Source organism: Brevibacterium sp. K11IcPPYGO002, from assembly GCF_050920635.1.
GTDB lineage: Bacteria > Actinomycetota > Actinomycetes > Actinomycetales > Brevibacteriaceae > Brevibacterium.
On record NZ_CP131929.1, the window covers coordinates 3,556,608 to 3,577,466 of the forward strand.

General features: G+C 65.1%; 20 protein-coding genes and 1 tRNA gene. 8 read left to right on the top strand and 13 right to left on the bottom strand.

The window, feature by feature from the left end:
* Positions 1 to 23: 23 nt before the first annotated feature.
* Together QYM46_RS16370 and QYM46_RS16375 are read right to left on the bottom strand one after the other, a co-directional pair.
* A complete protein-coding gene (locus tag QYM46_RS16370) occupies positions 24 to 635 on the bottom strand; it encodes a hypothetical protein (RefSeq protein WP_432789808.1) in 612 nt (203 codons plus the stop codon).
* A 358-nt stretch (positions 636 to 993) separates the two neighbouring features.
* On the bottom strand, positions 994 to 1,263 hold the full coding sequence (locus QYM46_RS16375; RefSeq protein WP_432789809.1) for a helix-turn-helix transcriptional regulator: 270 nt from the start codon (positions 1,261 to 1,263) through the stop codon (positions 994 to 996).
* A gap of 513 nt (positions 1,264 to 1,776) precedes the next feature.
* Between QYM46_RS16375 and QYM46_RS16380 the strand changes: the two genes are divergently transcribed.
* From QYM46_RS16380 to QYM46_RS16395, 4 genes are all read left to right on the top strand, one after another.
* Complete coding sequence (locus tag QYM46_RS16380) at positions 1,777 to 3,123, top strand: peptidoglycan-binding protein (protein WP_432789810.1); 1,347 nt, start codon at positions 1,777 to 1,779, stop codon at positions 3,121 to 3,123.
* Positions 3,124 to 3,160: 37 nt separating this feature from the next.
* Positions 3,161 to 3,231 (top strand) — tRNA-Lys (locus QYM46_RS16385).
* Positions 3,232 to 3,512: 281 nt separating this feature from the next.
* A complete protein-coding gene (locus tag QYM46_RS16390) occupies positions 3,513 to 4,187 on the top strand; it encodes a hypothetical protein (RefSeq protein WP_432789811.1) in 675 nt (224 codons plus the stop codon).
* A gap of 64 nt (positions 4,188 to 4,251) precedes the next feature.
* Positions 4,252 to 4,737, top strand: coding sequence for a hypothetical protein (locus QYM46_RS16395; protein WP_432789812.1), 486 nt, complete (start codon positions 4,252 to 4,254; stop codon positions 4,735 to 4,737).
* Between the two features lie 48 nt (positions 4,738 to 4,785).
* On the opposite strand, the gene QYM46_RS16400 is transcribed toward QYM46_RS16395, so the two are convergent.
* Positions 4,786 to 5,625 carry a helix-turn-helix transcriptional regulator gene (locus tag QYM46_RS16400; RefSeq protein ID WP_432789813.1) on the bottom strand — a complete coding sequence of 280 codons (840 nt, stop codon included), beginning with the start codon at positions 5,623 to 5,625 and terminating at the stop codon, positions 4,786 to 4,788.
* Positions 5,626 to 5,726: 101 nt separating this feature from the next.
* Between QYM46_RS16400 and QYM46_RS16405 the strand changes: the two genes are divergently transcribed.
* Positions 5,727 to 6,728, top strand: coding sequence for an aldo/keto reductase (locus QYM46_RS16405; RefSeq protein WP_432789814.1), 1,002 nt, complete (start codon positions 5,727 to 5,729; stop codon positions 6,726 to 6,728).
* 15 nt (positions 6,729 to 6,743) lie between these two features.
* Here the strand turns inward: QYM46_RS16405 and QYM46_RS16410 are convergent, their stop codons facing one another.
* The 4 genes from QYM46_RS16410 to QYM46_RS16425 form a co-directional block, all read right to left on the bottom strand.
* Positions 6,744 to 6,995, bottom strand: coding sequence for a PspC domain-containing protein (locus QYM46_RS16410; RefSeq protein WP_432789815.1), 252 nt, complete (start codon positions 6,993 to 6,995; stop codon positions 6,744 to 6,746).
* A 10-nt stretch (positions 6,996 to 7,005) separates the two neighbouring features.
* Entirely contained in the window at positions 7,006 to 7,575 is a 570-nt protein-coding gene (locus QYM46_RS16415; protein ID WP_432789816.1) for a GNAT family N-acetyltransferase, read from the bottom strand.
* Positions 7,572 to 8,966, bottom strand: a complete 1,395-nt coding sequence (locus tag QYM46_RS16420) for an FAD-dependent oxidoreductase (protein ID WP_432789817.1) — start codon at positions 8,964 to 8,966, stop codon at positions 7,572 to 7,574. The genes QYM46_RS16415 and QYM46_RS16420 overlap by 4 nt, the downstream gene beginning before the upstream one ends.
* A 375-nt stretch (positions 8,967 to 9,341) precedes the next feature.
* Positions 9,342 to 10,949: a hypothetical protein gene (locus QYM46_RS16425; protein ID WP_432789818.1), complete on the bottom strand. Its 1,608-nt coding sequence runs from the start codon at positions 10,947 to 10,949 to the stop codon at positions 9,342 to 9,344.
* 311 nt (positions 10,950 to 11,260) lie between these two features.
* Here QYM46_RS16425 and QYM46_RS16430 point away from each other — a divergent pair, with 311 nt between their 5' ends.
* Positions 11,261 to 11,779: an N-acetyltransferase family protein gene (locus QYM46_RS16430; protein WP_432789819.1), complete on the top strand. Its 519-nt coding sequence runs from the start codon at positions 11,261 to 11,263 to the stop codon at positions 11,777 to 11,779.
* A 7-nt stretch (positions 11,780 to 11,786) separates the two neighbouring features.
* Here the strand turns inward: QYM46_RS16430 and QYM46_RS16435 are convergent, their stop codons facing one another.
* From QYM46_RS16435 to QYM46_RS16460, 6 genes are all read right to left on the bottom strand, one after another.
* Entirely contained in the window at positions 11,787 to 12,866 is a 1,080-nt protein-coding gene (locus tag QYM46_RS16435; RefSeq protein WP_432789820.1) for a BadF/BadG/BcrA/BcrD ATPase family protein, read from the bottom strand.
* Positions 12,863 to 13,852 (bottom strand): N-acetylmuramic acid 6-phosphate etherase, encoded by a 990-nt coding sequence (gene murQ, locus QYM46_RS16440; protein WP_432789821.1) that lies wholly within the window; start codon positions 13,850 to 13,852, stop codon positions 12,863 to 12,865. Before murQ ends, QYM46_RS16435 begins: the two co-directional genes overlap by 4 nt.
* Positions 13,849 to 15,360 (bottom strand): sodium:solute symporter, encoded by a 1,512-nt coding sequence (locus QYM46_RS16445; RefSeq protein ID WP_169253287.1) that lies wholly within the window; start codon positions 15,358 to 15,360, stop codon positions 13,849 to 13,851. Before QYM46_RS16445 ends, murQ begins: the two co-directional genes overlap by 4 nt.
* A gap of 102 nt (positions 15,361 to 15,462) precedes the next feature.
* A complete protein-coding gene (locus QYM46_RS16450; protein WP_432789822.1) occupies positions 15,463 to 16,686 on the bottom strand; it encodes an anhydro-N-acetylmuramic acid kinase in 1,224 nt (407 codons plus the stop codon).
* Positions 16,683 to 17,501: a GntR family transcriptional regulator gene (locus QYM46_RS16455; protein ID WP_432789823.1), complete on the bottom strand. Its 819-nt coding sequence runs from the start codon at positions 17,499 to 17,501 to the stop codon at positions 16,683 to 16,685. The genes QYM46_RS16450 and QYM46_RS16455 overlap by 4 nt, the downstream gene beginning before the upstream one ends.
* A 126-nt stretch (positions 17,502 to 17,627) precedes the next feature.
* On the bottom strand, positions 17,628 to 19,013 hold the full coding sequence (locus QYM46_RS16460) for a GntP family permease (protein WP_432789824.1): 1,386 nt from the start codon (positions 19,011 to 19,013) through the stop codon (positions 17,628 to 17,630).
* An 80-nt stretch (positions 19,014 to 19,093) separates the two neighbouring features.
* On the opposite strand from QYM46_RS16460, the gene QYM46_RS16465 reads away from it, so the two are divergent.
* Both QYM46_RS16465 and mgrA read left to right on the top strand, forming a co-directional pair.
* Positions 19,094 to 19,756: a 4a-hydroxytetrahydrobiopterin dehydratase gene (locus tag QYM46_RS16465; RefSeq protein ID WP_432789825.1), complete on the top strand. Its 663-nt coding sequence runs from the start codon at positions 19,094 to 19,096 to the stop codon at positions 19,754 to 19,756.
* 40 nt (positions 19,757 to 19,796) lie between these two features.
* Complete coding sequence (mgrA, locus tag QYM46_RS16470) at positions 19,797 to 20,837, top strand: L-glyceraldehyde 3-phosphate reductase (RefSeq protein WP_432789826.1); 1,041 nt, start codon at positions 19,797 to 19,799, stop codon at positions 20,835 to 20,837.
* Positions 20,838 to 20,859 lie beyond the last annotated feature (22 nt).

A 20,859-nucleotide genomic window follows, 5' to 3' on the forward strand; every position in this document is an offset into this window, starting at 1 on the left:
ACACAGTTCGCGTAGTGGCCGGGCTAGACGGCGCGGGCGACTCGCTTATCCGCGAGCAAGTAGTCAGCGCCGAAAAAGGCATTAGCGAACCGTGTCCCGGTGCCATACAGCGGTAGGCCGTGGGTCTCAGCGAATGTCAGCAGGCCAACTGGCGCTTCGCGGTTCGCCTGAGCGATCCGCCAGATGTTTGTAGCTTGCTCGTCGCGGGTCAGCACTTCATGCTTCTTCTTAGTCATAGGGATGACGTGAAGCGGGTTGCAACAGAGCTTTCTATCGCATGAATGCGATAACTCCAGTCCCTTGGCATGTGGCCCGAAGAAGTGGACATAGGTCAGACGGTAGGTTGTCCAGGTCAGCCCCGCACAACCGATCTGGGCTCGCCCGTTGGTGCTGCTCTTCTTTGCCGGTGTTAACCAACAACCAGTGAAACTGTCGGAAGTGATAATTCCGGCGAGGCGGTCGAGGGCACTTTGAACGGCTCCCGGCTTCGCTTCTTTGAGGTACTGGTCTTCATGCCTGCGGCAATAGCCGCGCTTCTTTGGGCCTTTTCCTCTGTTCGTGTCTCGGATTGACGTGCAGTTGTAGAGACTGCCGTCTTCGCGGCGCACTCGGTAAGAGCAGACTCCGTAGATCAAGCGGCGCTTCTTGTTGTAATGCTTTGCGCATACCCAATAGGAATACTTGATTCCTCCGCTTGTGTATCGGACGGTCGAGACTCCATCGGAGTCGCAACCTCCCGTTTTCATATCCCAGAATTGGCACTTGTCGTGCTTTCGCTTTACGCGGCTCCTTCTATTTCCCGACCGATTGGTCAGTTGTAAAGTTGATTCCGGCACTCATTCCCTCCCAATGTCGCCGCCCCCGCTATTTCTGGGCGGGAAGAACTGCATTCCATTCGTCTCGTTACCGTCCACTCACACGGGGTCATTCCCTGCTGGACTGCCCGCTTGACTGCCCTGCTTTTGGCTCATGGAGCCGTAGCGGAATGAGCGTCTAGTGCTTCACTTCTTGCTGCTCCAGCCAGGTGTCTAGCGATTCGATCCTGTATCGAACGTTTTTCCCGACTTTGACGAATGGCGGCGTTGCCGGGCTTCGCCTGTTGTTCCTCAGCCACGACACTGAGCAACCGATATATTCGGCGGCTTGATACTCGTTCATGACAGCCGTTCGCGGCTGCGCTTGCTGCTTGAGGTGGTCTTCAATCTCCGCGATCAGGGCTACGCCCTGATCTGCAGGGCTGTTCGTTTCGGTGGCGCTAGGCATAGGTGTGTCCTCAGTTCGGTTTCAAGGTAGACACAAGCTGTCTTGGTGTACTTGTCGCCTGTGTTACTCAGACCCCCGTGGGGCTGGCATCCGCCCCTCGTGCTCTCGCAGCCGCGCTGATCATTCAGGGCCGGGCACTAAGGGGCGTTCAAGAGTTGTGTCATCTGCCCTCGGGGGCTTGACAAACACATCATCTTGTGCTCGTCTACGACCTTACCCCTATATCCAGTGTTACACCAGTGTCATTTGCAGGTTCCACACCCCGTGCGCCTGCCGTCCACAATCGTCCACAGCCTGCGGCCAAGCACGTTCCCCTTGATTTGTCAAGGCTGCGCCTGGTTCCAACTAGCGCATTGGCATCCGATCCACTACGTTCATCCACCTCTTTCCACAGACAAGAATTTTTCCTGTGGGCATGTCGCGGACGCGTCAATGACGCCGAGGATACGGGGCACGGTGTTGTTGTGGCTACCGTCTCGCTGACGCGCGGACTTTTAGTTGTATTCTTGCTCTATGAGCGTGAAGAATCTGGGCACGGGCAAGCTTCCGTGGGAGTGTCTATATCCTGTCATGGCCGGGGGTCAGCGGAAGTATAAGCGTAAGAAGTTTCGGACGAAGCGCGAGGCTGAAGAGTTCGACCGTAAGGCTTATGCGAAGCTGGGTTCGTCTTCGAATGTCGATCAGTCTAAGGCTGAGAAGATGACGGTAGATCAGCTTCATCAGGAGTGGTTGCAGTATCTGCGTGGTACCGGTGGGCGGAAGAACACCGGCACAGCCGGGAACACACTGAACAGGTATGACGAAATCTACCGGTCCGTCATCGAACCACGGTGGGGCGGCGCACCGTTGGCAACGGTCACGGACAAGGCAGTCCGCGGGTGGGTGGAACAAGGAAAGTTCAGTTCGCCCAGCAATAAGGCTAAGGGCGTGCGTCAGTTCAGTCGCCTAATGAACTATGCGGTCGGCAGGTATGTCACGGCAAACACGGTTAAGGCCTATCTCAAGCAATTGCCGAAGTCGGAGGATTCCGACGTGGAGCGCTACAGCCTCAGCATGAGGCAGGTCTATAGGATCGCAGCGTGCTCGTCGGAGCACTTTGCTCCGATCTTCGTTTTCCTCGCATTGACTGGTCTGCGATTTGGGGAGCTTGCGGCTCTCCGCGGCCGTGATGTTGAGAACGGTGTTCTCAGGGTCCGCAGGACTCAGAGGACTATCGACAACAGAATCAGCTACGCCGAGGTGACAAAGGGTGGCGAGCGCCGAACGATCCCGCTTACTCAGATCGCTTTGGATATTGCCGAGGCTCGCCGCCGGGGCCGGGATGACCACCTGTTTACCGCCCCGCGCGGGGGCGACTTGCAGAACCAGAATGTCAACAACCGGGCACTGAAGCCTGCTGTGAAGATTGCGGCTTCAGCCGTTGAACGTTTGCAGAATGCTCTCAACATGGCCGAAGAAGAATATAGCGGGGACTTCCATGTCTACGGCCCCGAGACAACCAGAGCGGTCGAGCAAGTACAGCAGGCTCACGGCCTGCCGGTCACAGGTGAAGCCGACCCTGAAACGCGACAGGCGCTGAGTCTGCCCGACGCCGCCCACGGCTACACGCTCAATCGGCAGGACTCGGACTTCCCTGATGACTTCAGCTTGCATGGCTTCAGGCATACGTGTGTTTCTCTCGTGGTCGGTGCTGGTGCGAACGTGAAGCTCGCTCAGAGCTTCGCAGGTCACGCTTCAGCCGCCATGACCCTAGATACCTACAGCCACTTGTTCGCGGATGATTTGACAGGAGTTGCCGAAGCGCTCGGAAGGATCGCCGCCGAGGCTCTGGACGCGGCGCGGCTAGAGTTGAATCGGTGACAAAACTTGCATTCAACTTGCACTCAGACCCCTGCATCCCTGTATTTATAAGGGTCTATTAGCGGTCTTTTAATCCGCGGGTCGTGGGTTCGATCCCCACGGGGCCCACCCAGCCTGACCAGGCACAATACGCCGCAGCCCCGAAGCTCATCGCTTCGGGGCTGCGCTGTTTTCAAGAGATTTCCAACGAGCACAGGATCAGAGACGGGACCCTCGGCGTCGACCGAGCCGGGTTCAATACAGCAGTTGTCGCAGAACTGACACATCATGTGCCCCATCGAGCACCATCTGCGGGCTTGGACCCGCATAGAGTCGAGGTCGTCAGCTACTCACGGACGCCGCCGACACTGTTCGCGGTCGGCTCCGCCACTCGAAAGCAGGGAAGAACCATGAACCGCATCCGACTCCGCCCGACCACACTGCTCACCCGTTCAGCCGCGGTCGCGGTCGCCTCGGTGCTCGCTCTCTCAGCCTGCGGAACGAACGAGCCGGACACCGCCGAAGAGGCAGACTCCAGCGAGCAGGAACAGACCGAAGAGACCGATTCGGCTGCGCTCGAGCAGGAGACCGAAGAAGCCGAGGAGGCGGCAGCAACCGAGGACGCGACAACGTCCGGTGAGGGCACCGAGGTCAGGGTCGGAACCGAGCTCACCGACGACGAGACAGGCGACGTCATCACCATCGTCTCGGCTGTGCGCAACAACCCCACCGAATACTATGAAGCGAGCGACAACCCCGATGGAGAGATGGTCTACCTCGAGGTGAAGGTCGTTCCCGGCAAGGAATACGGCGGAACGATCAGTGCCTCGGACTTCTACCTCGACGACGGCGGGGACGAGGTCAACTATGCGGCGAGCGCAGATGACGAGGTCGAAGAGGCCGGGTACGAGTACTTCGACTCGGCTCCGCGTCGCGAGGGAGAGCACACCGGATACGTGCCGATCTACATCAGCAAGACTGCCGATTCCCTCAAGGGCGCCTACGTCCGCCCCGAAGCGAAGGTCATCGGCGAGGACAAGAAGGTTCCTGAGTTCCGCTCCGAGTTCGACGTTCCCGCGTCCTGATCCGACGAGCCGATGGCCGAGCCCGCGGCTCGCAGTCGGGAAGAATAGCTGGTCTAATCGAATCATGAGTGCAAACTACGGCTCCCACGTCCGTGCCAGGATGTACGACCACGCGAATGGAACGCTGCGCAATGGCGTGCTCCTGCAGCAGGCGCCGACGGGCAGGCGCTGGTGGGCGAGGATCCTCGACGCCGTCTTCGTCCTCGTTTTCACCGGGGTCGTCATCGGCATCGCTCTGGCACTCTCGGCAGTAGGTCTGATCTCACTCGATGCCGCGACCGGTGTCTGCCTCGCCAGCTACCCGCTCATGGCTCTCGTCTTCGGTGCCCTCTACGGCTGCACCGTCTCCCCCGGCCAGGCGCTGTGCGGGGTCGTGTCGCTGCAGGCCGACTTCGGTCGACGCGTCGGCTTCTGGAGAGGCATGGGCCGCTACCTCGCTGTCGCGTTCTTCCCGATCACCGTTCTCGCCGTCCTGTGGACGTTTCTCGACGCTCCAACCTTCGATTCCGTCCCGATCAAGGTCTTCTGCAGAACACCGCGGGCCAGATAGATTCTGCGGGTCGACTGCAAACCGCGATCGGCCCACTCGTCGCGCGGCTCATTCCGAAGTCAGCTTCTGCGTCCCGACGACGCTGAGCAGCTCCAACCGACTCGCGGTCTCGGTGCCTTCGAGCGGCAAGAACACGAGCAGCGAGATGTCATCGTCCGCGGTGAGCAGCACTTCGCACCGGAACTCGAGCCGACCGAGTTCCCTGCTGGTGAAGACCTTGATGTCGGAACGCCGCACAGCGACTTCGTGCTGTGCCCACAGCTCTGCGAATTCATCGCTGATGGCGATGAGGTCGGCAACGAATTCTCTCACTCGTCGGTCTCCGGACCTGCGGGCGTACGTCGCCCGCAGGTCACTCACATGTGATGCCGAGATCCGTGACCAGTCCTCTTCCGGCATCGGCCGTGACCGGGGGTCCTCGAACCATCTCCAGATGAGGTTTCGTCCTCGTCCGGGCTCCTCCGGCAGGTCAGCCAACAGAATTCGCCCCAGCGGATTCTGCCAGACGACCTCGCCGAGGTCGGTGACGATGACGGCCGGCACATCGACGAGCCGGTTGGCCACGGCGATGAGTCCGGGTCGGATGTGCCCGTCCGAACTGTGCGGCGGCACCGGATGCCCCGCCAGATGGAGCAGATGATCCCTCTGATCCCGGTCGCACTGCAGAGCCCGGGCGACAGCGTTGACGACACCGGCGGACGGTGTCGCTCCCCTGCCCTGTTCCAGGCGCGCGTAGTAGTCGACGGAGACGCCCGCGAGCATCGCCACCTCCTCACGCCTGAGCCCAGGCGTGCGCCGGCGGACCGTGCTGCCCACACCGATCTCCTCGGGTCGCAGCTGCTCACGGCGTCGGCGGAGGAAATCGGCGAGGTCGGATCGATCGGTCATCCGCCCATTGTCCGCCCGCGGACGCTGAGTTTCCAGGCACAGGTTGTCCCTGGTTCGATCGGCCCTTCCCGATGGCGAGCGTTGCGACCAGACTCTCAGTCATGACCACACACAGTGAAGCACAGACCATTGACCACCGCCGCCTCGGAGCGTCCGGACCCTTTGTCACGTCGCCGGGGCTCGGAGCCATGAGCATGTCCGGCGCCTATGGGCCGACGACCGATGACGAAGGAGTCTCCGCGATCCTCACGTACCTCGATGCCGGGGGAACCCTCATCGACACCGGGGACTTCTACGGAGCCGGACACAATGAGATGCTCATCGGCAGGGCTCTGCGGACTCGCAGCCGCGAGGATGTCGTCCTGTCGGTGAAGTTCGGTGCCGTGCTCTCCCCCGACGGCGCGTTCATCGGATTCGACGGACGCCCAGACGCAGTCCGCAACTCCCTGGCCTATTCCCTGCGCCGTCTCGGGACAGATCATGTCGACGTCTACCGGCCCGCCCGGCTGGACCCGGATGTCCCGATCGAGGAAACTGTGGGCGCGATCGCCGAACTCGTCGAGGCGGGGTACGTCCGGTCGATCGGATTGAGCGAGGTCGGGGCGGAGACGCTCCGCAGGGCGGCAGCCGTCGCGCCGATCAGCGACCTGCAGATCGAGTACTCCCTGCTCACCCGTTCCATCGAGTCCAATGGGATCCTTGCCGCCTGCCGCGACCTCGGCATCGGCATCACTGCCTACGGGGCGCTGGCGAAGGGGCTGTTCGCCGGCAAGACCGGCGGGAATCGGGCGATGTTCCCCCGCTTCCAAGGGGAGAACCTCGCCCACAACGAAACGATCGTCACGGCCTTGGGTGAGATCGCCTCGGCGAAGGGGATCACACTGCCCCAGCTGGCGATCGCCTGGGTCGCGGCCCAAGGCGAGGACATCGTCCCCGTCGTCGGTTCGCGGACCGTCCAGCAGGTGCGCGCGACACTGACCAGCACCGAGGTGGTGCTGAGCCCGAATGATCTCGCCGAGATCGACGAGGTGCTCTCCGGCACCGAGGTGCGCGGCGATCGCTACCCGAGTGCACTCATGGCGCAGCTGGACAGCGAACGCTGATCGGCTCAGGTGTCGTCACTCGATCGAGCGACCGCCGAAGATCTGCTGCAGCGGGATCGATTCGTCCTGCCACGGGGTGAGGATCCATGCGACGAGATAGGCGCCGATACCGAGCACGGGCAGCAGGAACGAGGCGAGGACGATGAGTCGCATGATCCAGACGTTGATGCCGGTCACCTCGGCGAGGCCTCCGGCGATACCGCCGAGGATGCGGTCGGGACCGCGACGGAAACCGAGTTTGCGGATGGAGTCGAAGAGTGAGTTCATGTCTTCGACTCTACGGATCCGCCGTCACCGCGGCACTGGTGTTGGCCGTCGAGGCCGATTGAGGAAAACCGGAATCTGCGCCGATCCAGTAGCGGCGTTTGGGTGGTCCGCCACCGTTCTCGCGCACGTCCTCGAGGACTCCCCCGCACTGTTCGATCACACTCGCCGAGGCGGTGTTCGTCTCATCGCAGGTGACGAGCACGCTCTCGACACCGGCCGAGCGCAGTCGTTCGATCGAAAGTGACAGGATCTGCCGGGCGTATCCTCGGCGATGGAATTCAGGAGCGACCGCATAGCCGACGTGACCACCCAGGGTGAACAGAAAATCATTGAGTTCGTACCGGATGGAAGTGCGACCGACGGGTCGGCCGTCCACCTCGGCGACAAGGAACTCCGCACGCACTCGCCCCGGCGGGAGTTCGATTCCTTTCGCCTCGCGCTCGTGAGTGGCGATGATATCGGCCCACGTTCCCTCTGCCTGGAGGAATTCGAAATCGTCGGCACGCAGCTGCTCATGGAACGTGCGCAGCTCCGCCTCATCGGTGGGCAGCAATGGACGCAAGCTCAGGATTTCGGTCATTGTGTTCCTTCGAAGGTCGGTTCCTCACGCCGGGCGAAGTCCGGGGCGTGTTCGGCAGTGATGCCGACGCCGAGGATGCGCGCCGGTATGCGGGTGAGCGCGGGGAATGTCGTCAGCAGCCATTCCACCGGTGCAGGTGGGCGAATGGGCCGGTGCCCGTGGACAGCGGGTTCGACCATCCGGTGGATTCCTGACTGCAGGAGTTCGACGGCCCGCGTGGTCGGGAGTCGTCTCAGCTGCAGGCGCCGCAGCTCTGCGGTCCGCACCGACCCGGCACGCAGCGGTTCGGCCAGTGTCCGGGCGACGGCGATTCCGTCCTGCACCGCGAGGTTGACCCCGACCCCACCGAGCGGGCTCATCGCGTGTGCGGAATCGCCGATGCACAGCAGACCGTCGGTGAACCATCGTCTGGCCTCATTGCGGCGGACATCGAGGAGCTTCACATCGTCGAATTCGACCTGACCGACATCCGCCGCGAGCTGCGGGTAGGTCTCCGCGACGGCGTCACGCAGCGCTCCGATGCCTTCGGCACGCAGGCGCTCGTCCGCACCCTTCGGAATGAGTCTGGCGATCTGCACGTGTCCGTCGCGGGGGATTGCGACGAACACCTTGCCGTTCCCGCCTCGTGGGGCCACGGAATCGGGCAGGACCGCCTCGGTATCGATGCGGAACCACCACACATCGATCGTCGACGACAGCTGTCTCACGGACAGACCCGCCTCGGCGCGGGCCTGCGACCACCGGCCGTCGGCGGCGATCACGAGCGGTGCACGGAATTCGACGGTGGCCGGGGTGGAAGAATCGAAAGCGCTGTCGGTTCGTTCCCCGGCGTGGACGTCGGTGTCTTCTGGCGGTGGGGCCGCCTCGGTGACGCTGGGCGCGGTCGACGCGGCCGGGACGGCGACGGTCGAATTCCGGGCACGGAGACCGACCACTCGATCGTCATCCCAGATCAACGAGGTGGCCTCGACCCCCATCCGCAGGTCGAAGTTCGGCTCGTCCTCCCCCGCCTTCGCAAGCAGGTTGAGGAAGTCCCACTGGGGTGCGATCGTCATGAACGGGTGTGGCAGGTCGAGGCGGGTGAAGTCGGCGAGCAGGACGTCCTCGCCGCCTCGCCCGGTCAGGGTCACGCCTTCCACGCGGCGATGGGCGATGCGGGCGAATTCGTGGTAGAGCCCGAGTTCGTCGAGCAGTCGCAGGGTCGACGGGTGGATGGTGTCGCCGCGGAAATCGCGGAAGAAGTCCATGTGCTTCTCGAGCACGACGACTTTCACCCCGCCGCGGGCGAGCAGCAGGCCGGCGACGATCCCGGCGGGGCCTCCGCCGCTGATGATGCAATCGACGTGCTCGCTGTCGTGGCGGGTGGGGTGTGGGCTGTCGGTGTCGGGCATGACGCTCTCCTCGGCTGGTATGCGCTGCGGCGCTGGGAACCGGCGGCGCCGTTGACTCTGCGGACACTGGGGTCCTGTGGGCACTGGGGCGGTGGGGCTGGTGCGCGGTGAGCGCTGGAGCGCGGTGGGCGCCAGCGTCCGAAGGGCAGTAGGGCTCGGTTCCCAGCCTAGACCTCGAATCGGCCGGCGGAAATGGGGTGCTCGCTCTGGGCGGTCGGCCGACTGCCTCGGTGGCGGAGGTGATAACTGCTTCAATGTGCAGGAGTGCAGCCTTAGGGGTGGACGCTCACACTTTGAAGCAGTTGGTGTGGTGGCAGTTGGTGTGGTGGCAGTTGGTGTGGTGGCCCTCGGTCAGCGGGTCAGCGGGTCAGCGGTTTACCGGGACGCTCCGCTGGCCCTCTTCTCCGTGACATCGAAGCGTTCGCGGTAGCGGCCGGTGATCAGGCACCACTGCGAGTACAGTGCGGTCGAGGAATTGAACACGAGCAGCGTGAGCGGATAGAGCAGCCACTGCAGCCACATCGTCACCCGGCGCTCGCGCGGGACGTGGATGGGCCGGGGCGGCAGCAGCGCATTGAATACGACGACGGAGACGATGAGACCGATCATGCCGATCTGCTGAATGATGCCCACGGTCATCGGCATGCGCTCCACCACTGAGGTGGCCTGTCCCGTCTGCGTGGCCACGACGAAGGGGATCCAGCCGCCGATGGCGATGATGATCGAGATCGAGGCGAGGCTGACGTGCCCCTCGAGCAGGGAGAAGAACCGGAGCACTCCCGGCCAGAACGGTGCGCGGGCCCCAGGGCCGAACACGCGCACCCCGACGTAGGGAACGTCGGAGGCACCGTACGACCAGCGGCTGAGCTGTTTGAACTGGGCGACCATCGTGGCCCTGAACGTCCCGGCCTGCACGGCGTCCTGGAAGATCGGGACATGGACGGGCACGACCCGGTAGTCGCCGTCGAAGTGGAACCAGCTGCGCCAGTACTGGTGACCGTCCTCGACGATGGTCCGCTTCGACCAGAAGCCCATCTCGACCAGAGCAGTCAGCGGCTGCGCATGGGAGGCGAAGTTACGTAGGGCGAGCCGCCGGACCGTGGTCGTGAGGTTCCAGAAGCAGTTCGCGCTGGCGACGACTCGCGACGGCGCCGGCACGTCCCAGATGTTCGTGATGTAGAGACTGATCGGCTGGAACGACAGCCGCTCTCGGTCCGGGGCGATCGCGTATTCGTAGGCGACAGCGTCGAAGTAGGACTCGTGTGGGATGTTGTCGCAGTCGAGACTCGTGACGATCGCCCGGTGTGGGTCGATGGCCTGGTCACGGACCCATTCGGCCAGGCGGTGTCCGGCGTATGTGATGTTCGCTCCCTTGCCGGCGATCTCGTCGGGCAATCCGGCCGGATGTTCGACGAGGACGAAGGCCCCGAAGCGGTGGCCGTACTCGGCTTCGAGCCGCCGAGCCGTCTCGGCCATCACCGGTCCGCCGCGTTCCTCATGGGCGAAGAAGACGAGGAGCTGTTCGGGCTTCGTCGACGTGTGCAGCAGGGTGCGGATGGTGTCGGCGATGACAGGGTAAGGCTCGTTGAACGCGGCCACGACGACCGCGTGGAGCAGGGTCGAGGGACGCACGATCGAGTCCAGGTTGCGGCTGACCTGTTCGATGGTCGCGGCGTGGTCGGCAGCACGGAACCCGCCCCGAGGATGCGCCAAGGAGGGGCGCCCGTCCAGGGCCCGTTCCAGGTCGGTCAGGCGTGCCGCCCAGTCGACGCGGGCGCTGCGGCGGTAGCGGAGGAAGCCGCGAGCGACGTCGATCGCCCCGAGCATCGCCCGCACGAACATCAGCCCGACGATGGAGAGCACGTAGACCGCTCCGAGCATCGCGTCGACGAACGGGAGGACGAACACGAGCCCGACCGCAGTGAAGCTGATCGCCGCCGGCATGGCCTCGAAGAATCGGTACAGCCGGGTGCGCGGGCCCATCGGCAGTTCGAGGTCGGCGGGCGGTGGCGCCGCCGACCCGAACGAGACGTCTCCTGTGCCCGAGTTCCGAGCACCGGGCGATGACGGTCGGAACCGGCGATGAAGTGGGTGGGCTGAGGGTGATGATTCGACGGCGGTGACTGGTTCGCGGTTCGCTCTCACTCTCTCGATCCTGGGCGTCCCGGCTGGACAGCTGTTTGTGTGCAGATGCAGGTCAGGTGAATATTTCGTGCCGGCGACCGGGGCTCCAGCATGTGCTGTGAATGGTCGTAGGCCAGGCGAACGCTCGGCACCCGAGGTAGAGTCGGTTCATGATATCTGCTGTCCGTCCCGCAGTCATCGCCGACGTCGCCGGAATGGCGCGAGTCCACGTCGACAGCTGGGAGGAGACCTACCGCGGGATCATGCCCGACGAACTCCTCGATGCTCCCGACCTCATCGATCGACGCCGACAGATGTGGACGCAGATTCTCGCCGAGGCGGCCCCGCAGAAATACGTCAGCGCCGTTGCCGAATCCGACGGTGACATCGTCGGCATCGCGATGTCCGGACCGCCGGAAACCGACGGAAGCGTCGAAGACCGGCACCTCTACGTTCTCTACGCCTATCGGTCCATGCACGGCACTGGCGTCGGCCAGAACCTCCTCGATGCGGTCGTCGATCCGACCGTGACGACTGCGCTGTGGGTTGCCGATCCGAATCCGCGCGCTCAGGCGTTCTATGCGAAGAATGGATTCGTCGCCGACGGCACGGTCAAGACCGACGAGTACGACGGGGTGCGCGAGGTGCGGATGGTGCGAGAGGCCCGGGCTGAGGATCGCGACACCTGACGGCCCGTCAGATCCAGATGACCCTGTCCTGGCCGCTGAGTTTCCCACCGGCACCGAGGTGACCGAGCGTGAGTGCCCCATCCAACGGTCCGCCTGCGGGCTCGACGATGGTGATGGTCGGATCCAGTCGTGCGGCTTCGGTGCGGAATCCCTCGACGAGGTGATCGCCCGCGGCCGCGACTCCCCCGGTGAGAGCGATGCGGGTCGCGGAGTTGGAAGTGGGAAAGGCCTCGGTGGCTACCGTTGACGAGTCAGTGTCAGTTCGCACGGAACGAGCTGCGGCGAGCGCGCTGCGGGCCGCTTCCTGACCAGCTTCGCGGACCAGGTCGGCCGAGGCTGTGTCGCCGGCTCGAGCAGTCTCGCCGATGTCGACGGCGAATTCGGCAAGCAGTCCTGCCCGGTCATTGCGCGTATAGAACTGTCCCGGCCAGGAGGCCGGTGGTCCGAAGCGTCGGGTGGCTGCCTCGAGCAAAGCACGGCCGTGTTCGTCGACACCGTCATGAGTGCGCAGGGCGAGTTCGAGACCATGACGTCCCAGCCATGCCCCTCCCCCGCGATCGCCGAAGAGGTGTCCCCAGCCATCGGCTCGTGCCCATTCGGCTGACCAGTGGCCGGCATCGTCCGGACCCGGATGGGCGATGGCGATCGCTCCGGTGCCGAGCACGGTGATCGCTCCTCCGGTACCGCCCAGCGCACCGAGGTGGGCGGTCACGGCATCGATGGCCGCGACGGCCGGCACTCCGAACAAGGAAGAGACCTCGGCGAGAATCTCGGCAGGATCCTCGGCAAGAGAAGCGATGCCGGACGCACCGATGCCGATGCCGCCCACCTCGGAGAAACGGTCCGGCCAGGTTTCCTCCGCGGTTCTCACGAGGTCCCGGACCACATGCAGGACGGTGCTGCCGCCCGGCCCGATCTCGATGCGCGGTCCGGCGATCTGGTCAGCGATACGTGGGACGAAGCCCACGCCGTCAGCGATGCCCGGTCCGCCAACGGCACTGCCACGATGGTCAGCAGCATCGCCGACGTCACCGAGTGCGGCGCGGCTGCCGGTGCCGCCGATATCGATGCCGAGGATCAGGCTCATGCGCCCACGGTACCCGGCCCAGGGTTATCCTGGCCGGAATCGTCCGGTCCGGAGCCGGATCCGTCATCGGACGATGCACCTGCCCGGACGAGCTCGGCGATCGCGGCCCTGACGGATCCGTCATGGGACTCCAGGGTCGAGGATGCCAGGGCGGGGGCCGCCTCGGTGAAGGAGACGACGATGGCGGTCTTGAGATCGCCGTCGCAGCGCTCGAGCAGGGCCCTGGCGTCGGCATCGGTGAGGTCCGCGGCCTCGCGGAGGATGCGCACGGTGCGTTCGCGCAGCTTCGCGTTCGTCGCAACGACCGAGACCATGAGGTTGTCCCAGGTCCGGCCGAGAGCGACCATGAGCGCGGTCGAGAACCCGTTGAGGGTGAGCTTCTGGGCGGTGCCGGCCTTGAGCCTGGTCGATCCGGTGATCACCTCGGGGCCGGTGTCGAGGACGATGTGGTCATCGGCCGTCTCGGCCAGAGAGGCGTGCGGGTTGTTCGAGATGAGCACGGCGTGAGCGCCGTTGGCCCGCGCCGCGTCGAGCGCCCCGCCGACGTACGGGGTCGACCCGCTCGCGGCGATGCCGATGGCCACATCGTCGGGTCCGAGCTCCGCACCGGCCGCGGATCCGTCGGCCCCGGAGTCCTCGGCGTTCTCCACCGCGTTGACCAATGCCGCCTGGCCGCCGGCGATGTGCCCGATGACCCGGCCCGGTTCGAGGTTGAACGTCGGTAAGAGTTCGCTCGCATCGAGGACGCCCAACCTCCCCGAGGTGCCTGCGCCGAAGTAGTGGACGCGGCCGCCTCGGCGCATGCGTTCTGCCGCGATGTCGACGAGTTCGGCCAGCTGCGGCAGGGCTGCGGCGACCGCGTCGATGACGGCGTGGTCCTCGGCGTTGAGGACTCGCAGCACCCCAAGGGTGTCGAGGTCGTCGAGTCCGGAGCTCGCCGGATTGCGCTGCTCGGTCGGTGAGAGTGGGCGCTGGGAGGAGGTCATGGACGGGGACTTCCTTCCGCCTCGGCGAGGATCGGGTCTTCGACGACCTTCGTCTTGTGGCGCAGACCGAGCAGGCCGCCGACGATGAAGGTGACGATGACGCCGAGCAGCGGGTACCACTGCCAGGCGACCCACACCTCACCGGTGACGTACTTCTCCATGACGAAGAAGAACGCGTTGACGGCCACGGCCAGGGCGAACGCGATGTTCGCATCCAGCGCCCGGGCCCGCTTGTTGACGATGCCGAAGACGAACGCCCCGAGCAGACCGCCGTACGTGATGCCCGCGATTCCGAGTGCGAGGATGACGATGTTGCCGGAGTCGGACTCGAAGATCGTCGCCGGCAGGATGAACGCGATGCCCCAGCCGATCGTCGCCCAACGTCCGACCTTGAAGCCCTGTTCGTCGGTCATCGGCGTGCGCTTGAGTCTCGCGTAGACGTCGTTGACCGTCGACGACGACAGCGCCGACAGGGACGAGGACAGGGTCGACATCGCCGCGGCGAGGATGCCGGCCAACAGCAGACCGGAGATGCCGGCGGGCAGGCCCTCGATGATGAAGTGCGGGAAGATCTCGTCGTCACGGGTCAGGCCGAGATCGGCCGGCAGCGCGCGATCGTAGTAGGCCCACAGCGCCAGTCCGACGAGCAGGAAGATCGCGAACTGGACGACCACGACGAATCCGGAAGTGATGAGCGCCTTCTGCGCCTCGACCTTCGATCGGCAGGACAGGAGTCGCTGGACGATGAGCTGATCGGAACCGTGTGAGGCCATCGCGAACACCGCGCCACCGAGCAGGGAGGGGATGAACGAGTTCGCCGCGTTGATCGGATTGCCCTCGAAGACGAAGATGTTCGTCTTCCCGGCCTCGACCGCCTCGGCGAACCAGCCGCCTCCGACCGAGGCGGAGATGATGATGATCGCGAGGATCCCGCCGAGGACGTAGAGGATCATCTGTGCCACATCGACCCAGATGACGGCCTTGATGCCGCCGATGAACGTGTAGACGATCGTGACCAGGGAGAGGACGACGATGATGACGAAGTAGTTCGTGTGCACGCCGAGCCCGTCGAGGATGACCTTGAGCGGGATGGCCGCGGCGAGCACACGGATGCCGTCGGCGAGCAGTCGGGTGAAGAGGAAGGTCACGCCGGCCGTGGTCTGCGTCGACTGGCCGAAACGTTTGCCCAGGTAGGCGTACGCGGTGATCATCTCACCGTCGTAGTAGCGCGGCAGCATGAAGTAGGCGACGATGACGCGGCCGAGGATGTAGCCCAGCCCCAGCTGCAGGTAGTTGAGGTCGCCGAGGTAGCTCATGACGGGGATGCCGATGACGGTCAGAGCGCTCGTCTCGGTGGCGACGACGGACAGGCAGACGGCCCACCACGGCAGGTCGCGCCCGCCGAGGAAGTAGCCCTTGAGGCTGCTCTGCTTGCCGCTCAGTGCCAGTCCCAGCCACGCCGTTGCGACGAGATAGGCGATGATCACCAGGAGGTCGATGATCTGCATTGGTCTCTCCTTGTTAGGGGTGTGGAGTGTGTCGGGTGGTCGGTGGTCAGGAGGTGCGTTCGTTTGTGTGGCCGCGCGGGCGTTGCCGGTGCCGGCCCCGGTTCAGTCGGTCAGTCTCAGCCGAGCGGGTCGTCGGTGGAGGGGCTCGGGCAGCCGCAGCGGTCCGTCACCGGGGGTGAACCGACCCGCGATGCGCGGCCCGATCGCTCCGGTCAGGCTGGGCTGTGTGCCGTCGAGCCCGTGCCAGCTCAGCCATCCGAGGAGTGCCATGAGCAGGGCTTCCTTGCTGCCTTCGGGCAGCCCGAAGGCAGCGTGCGTGCTCGTGAGGGTGACACCGTCACCCACTTCCTCGCCGAGGCGGCGCATCAGCTCCGGATTCCTCGTCCCACCTCCCGAGGCGATGACGGTGGTGACGTTGTGGTCTCGGACCGCCTCGGCGATGGTGCGCGCGGTCAGCGCGGTGACCGTGGCGATCTGATCATGCTCGCCGAGGTGGGGGTGGGCTTCGAGGAATGAGTCGAGGTAGGCGGCGTGGAAGAGTTCCTTGCCCGTCGATTTCGGGGCGGGGCGTGCGTAGAAGGGTTCGGTGAGGAGCGCGGCGAGCAGATCCTCGTCGACGGTGCCGGCAGCGGCGAGCGCACCGTCGCGGTCATAGCTCTGCCGGCCGTCGGTGATGCGGCGGGCGAGGATGTCGATGAGGGCGTTGGCCGGGCCTGTGTCGAAGGCAATGGGATCCTGGCCGGGAGTGATGACGGTGATGTTCGCGATTCCGCCGAGGTTGAGCACCGCGGTCGGAGCCTCGGCGTCGGAGAGCAGGAGGGAGTCGAGCAGCCCGACGAGCGGGGCGCCCTGTCCCCCAGCGGCGACGTCACGGGAACGGACGTCGGAGAGCACGGGCACGCCGAGTCGTTCGGCGATGAACGCCGGCTGCCCGAGCTGGAGGGTCGACGTGACGTGTCCGTCGGTGATGTCGTGGCGGACCGTCTGACCGTGGCTGACGATGAGGTCGGGAGTCAGGTCGTGGTCGGCGCAGAGTTCGGACAGGGCGTCGGCGCAGAACCGTCCGAGTCGGGCGTCGACGCTGCTGACCAGCGACAACGGCAGCTCTGCCGGTTCGAGAAGGCGAAGGATGTCGGCGGAGAGCCGGTCGTCGAATGGGGTTTCGCGTTCGGCGAGGATCCGCACGGTCAGGGTGGTGGGGTCGGCGCCGACGAGGTCGAAGGTGGGGGTGGGTTCCGTGTCGTTGACGGGGTCGGGCCGGAATTCGGCGATGACGAGGTCGAGGCCGTCGGCGGAGGTTCCGGTCATGAGTCCGGCGATGATCATGGCTGCGCTCCTCCTCTGTGGTCGGGAACGGCGGTGGGAGCGGTGCCGGTTGGGACGGTGTCGGTGGGAACGGCTTCGGCTGCGGCCAGGGCGGGGACGGCTTCGGCTGCGGCCGGGGTGGGGACGGTGAGTTCGGTGCGGACCTTGTAACGGTCGCCTCTGTAGACGGAGCGGACGAACTCGAAAGGGCGGTCATCGGCTCCGCTGGAGATGCGTTCGAACAGCAGCGCCGGTGAGAGCTCTTCGACGCCGAGGTGCTTCGCTTCAGCGGCGTCGAGGAGGGTCGGTTCGATCGTCTGCACACTGTGGTTGAGGCGGATGCCGAAGTTCCGGCACAGCAGTTCGTAGAAGGACTGGTCCTCGAGGTCGTCGGCGCTCAGCCCCGGCACGAGAGCCGAGGGGACATGGAGTTCTTCGAGGGCGATCGGTTCGTCGTCGGCCAGGCGCAGGCGCAGGATCGCGATGACCTCGTCGCCTTCAGCGATGTGGAGTCGGCGAGCGACGTGCGCGCCCGCCTCGGCGGTGTCGAAGCTGAGGATATGGGACCCGGGACGCATTCCGCGGGCGAGCATGTCCTCGGTGAAGGAGCTGGCCGCCAGCGGTTGGTCGAGTTTCGGGCCGAGGGCGAAGACTCCCGTGCCGTGACGTCTGCGGACCATGCCTTTGGCGACGAGTTCGTCGATGGCGCGGCGCAGGGTCATCCGCGAGATGCCGAGAGTCTCGGCGAGCTGTCGTTCCGGAGGGAACTGCTCACCGGCGGCCATGCTCTCGAGGCGGTCGAGGAGCTGGTCGCGGATGGCGTGGAATTTCGTCACACCACCATTGAGGCACAGGACACACCACTAAATCAAGACCAGTGGTCTATTTTGTGCCGTCCGGCCCTGTCGGATCGGTGGAGGCCTGGCAGGTGGAGGTCGGGCAGGTGGAGGCTGGGCAGGCGGTCAGACGAAGAGCAGCGAGAGCAGGAAGGCGAAGATCAGCCCGAAGACGCTGACGAGGGTCTGGACCATCATGTGGGTCTTCGTCGCCTGACCGATCGTCATGCCGAAGCTCTCCTTGACGAACCAGAATCCCGCATGGTTGACCCAGTTCAGACCGATCGATCCCGAGCCGATCGCAATGACGACCAGCGACACGTAGGCCCCGGAGTGATCACCGATAAGGGGTGCGACGATGCCGGTGGCCGAGGTGATTCCGACGGTCGCCGATCCGGTGGCGAACGACAGCAGGATGCCGATGAACCAGCCGAGCAGGATGAGGTTCATCTCCAGGTGAGAGGTCGCGCCGACGACAGCATCGCCGATGCCCGAGTCCCCCAGCACCTCGTTGAAGGCACCGCCGCCGCCGATGATGAGGATGACTCCGGCGATCGACTTGAGACTGCCGCCGAAGGAGCTGCGGATCCGCTCGCCGCCCATCCCCGAGGTCCACCCGAGCGCGATCGCGGCGAAGACGACTCCGGCCAGCATGGCGATGATCGGGTTGCCGACCACCTCGGCGATGGGTTCGAACGATGACTCCGGCGCCACGAGCTGGACCACGGTGTGCACGAGCATGAGGACGACGGGGACGAGGACGGTGACGAAGGCGAGCCAGACGGGGATCGTTCGCAGTTCCTTCTGGTCCGCCTCGGCGCGGGCCCCGGTGTATTGGTCGATGAGATCGGCGGTCGGTTCGAGTTTGACCCGTGGGGCGATCCAGCGGGCGTAGACCGGGCCGGCGAGGATGACGGTGGGAATCGCACAGATGAGCCCGAGGCCGATGGTCATTCCGACATTCGCGTCGAGCCCGGACACGGCAATGAGCGGACCCGGGTGCGGCGGAACCATGCCGTGGAGGCAGGCGAGCGCGGCGATCGCGGGAACGAGGATCCGCAGGTACCACAGCTTCTTCTGCCCGGTCTTCTGCTCCAGCTGCGAGGCGACCGCGTAGATGACCGGAATGAGGACGACGAGACCGACCTCGAAGAACATCGGAATGCCGATGATGAAGGCGACACCCGTCATGATCCACGGCGCGGCCTTCGGCGAGGAGTGCTCGATGACGAGGTTCGCGATCCGCTGGATGGCGCCGCTGTCGGCCAGAAGCCGTCCGAGCATCGCTCCGAGGGCGACGACGACGCCGGTCTCGCCGAGGGTGTCGCCGGCTCCGGCGGCGATCGTCTCCGGGATCTTGCCGATCTCCTCACCGGCGGCCAGGGCCGTCACGGCGGAGGTGATGAGGAGAGCGAGGAACGGATGCAGCTTCGTCTTCCAGTTGATGAGGAAGATGAGAAGCGCGATCGACGCGAAGAGAAGCGTCACGAGGTATGCGGTTGAGCCAATCACCGGGGCAACGTTACGCCCCTGCCTGCAGGATCCGGGAACGAGGGGTTCACGCGGGACGGAGAAGTCCCTAGCATGAAGCCATGACTGCATATACCGGACAGAAGCTGCTCGACGCACTCGACTCCCAAGGACTCGGCGACTGGCAGGGGCTGCCGGACTGCATCGGCGCCCGGTTCCTCACCGGCGACTTCGCGACCGGACTCGACTTCGTCGCCCGCATCGGTGCAGCCGCCGAGGAGGCCGGCCACCATCCCGATGTGACCCTGACGTTCCCGCACGTCGACATCAGGTTGACCAGCCACGACACCGGTGCCGTGACCGAACGCGACCTCAACCTCGCCGGGCAGATCAGCGAGCTGGCCGCCTCAACGGGCGTGAAGGCGGACCCGACCATCCCGGCACTTCTCGAACTCGGCCTCGACACCGCGAATCAGGAGGCCATCGCCCCGTTCTGGGCGGCCCTCCTGACCGGGGATGCGAGCAACGTCTCCGGACCCGACGTCGTCGACCCTGCCGGCCAGATGCCGCTGCTGTGGTTCCAGGACTGCGAAGAACACGAGGTTCCGCACCAGCGTCTGCACGTCGACGTCTCCGTGCCGGCCGCAGTCGCCGCGGATCGCATCAAGGCCGCGGTCGACGCCGGAGGCACGATCGTCGACGAGTCTCACGCACCGTCATTCACCGTCCTCGCCGATGCCGACGGCAATCGCGCCTGCGTGTGCACGCTGGCCGCACGCCCGTAAGCTGGGACCCGACCTCTTCCACTCACTCCAGGGAGTCCGTGTGTACCTAGCCGCCGAAAACCGCTACGACTCGATGACCTATCGCCCGGTCGGCCGATCCGGACTCGTCCTGCCCGCCTTGTCGCTGGGACTGTGGCACAACTTCGGCGACGACGTCGCATTCCAGAACCAGCGCGACATCGTCCGGCGGGCATTCGATATGGGCATCACGCACTTCGACCTGGCGAACAACTACGGACCTCCCCCGGGCTCGGCCGAGATCAACTTCGGTCGGCTGCTGCGCGAAGACCTCCACCCCTACCGCGATGAGCTCATCATCTCGACGAAGGCCGGCTGGAACATGCACCCCGGCCCCTATGGCGGCCCCGGCGGCAGCCGCAAATACCTTCTGGCCAGCCTCGATGCGTCCCTGCGTCGTCTCGGCCTCGATTATGTCGACATCTTCTACTCCCACCGCCCCGATGCTTCGACCCCGCTTGAGGAGACCATCGGCGCACTCGACACCGCCGTGCGATCGGGTCGAGCCCTCTACGCCGGCATCTCTTCGTACTCGGCCGCCGATACGGCCCAGGCCTCGCAGATCGCCCGCGACCTGGGCACTCCCCTGCTCATCCACCAGCCGTCGTACTCGATGTTCAACCGGTGGATCGAAGACGATGGGCTCCTCGACACCACCGCTGACGAGGGGCTCGGCGTCATCTGCTTCTCCCCGCTCGCCCAGGGCCTCCTCACGGACAAGTACCTCGGCGGAGTGCCCGAAGATTCGCGGGCGGGCAAGGCGAAGCCATCGTTCAAGGACGGGTTCCTGAACGCCGACAACCTCGCCCGGATCCGGTCACTGGGCGACATCGCTTCCGCCCGCGGCCAGTCGCTGGCACAGCTCGCCCTGGCCTGGGCGCTGCGGGATGAGCGAGTGTCCTCGCTGGTCATCGGGGCCAGCCGTGTCGAACAGCTCGAGCACAATGTCGCGGCTCTCGACGCGGCACCCTTGAGCGATGAAGAGCTCACGGCAATCGACGAATTCGCCGTCGACTCCGGTGTCGACATCTGGGGAGACGCGCGACGCAGCACCGCGGAGTGAGGTCGGCGGGCCGCCGCAAGGC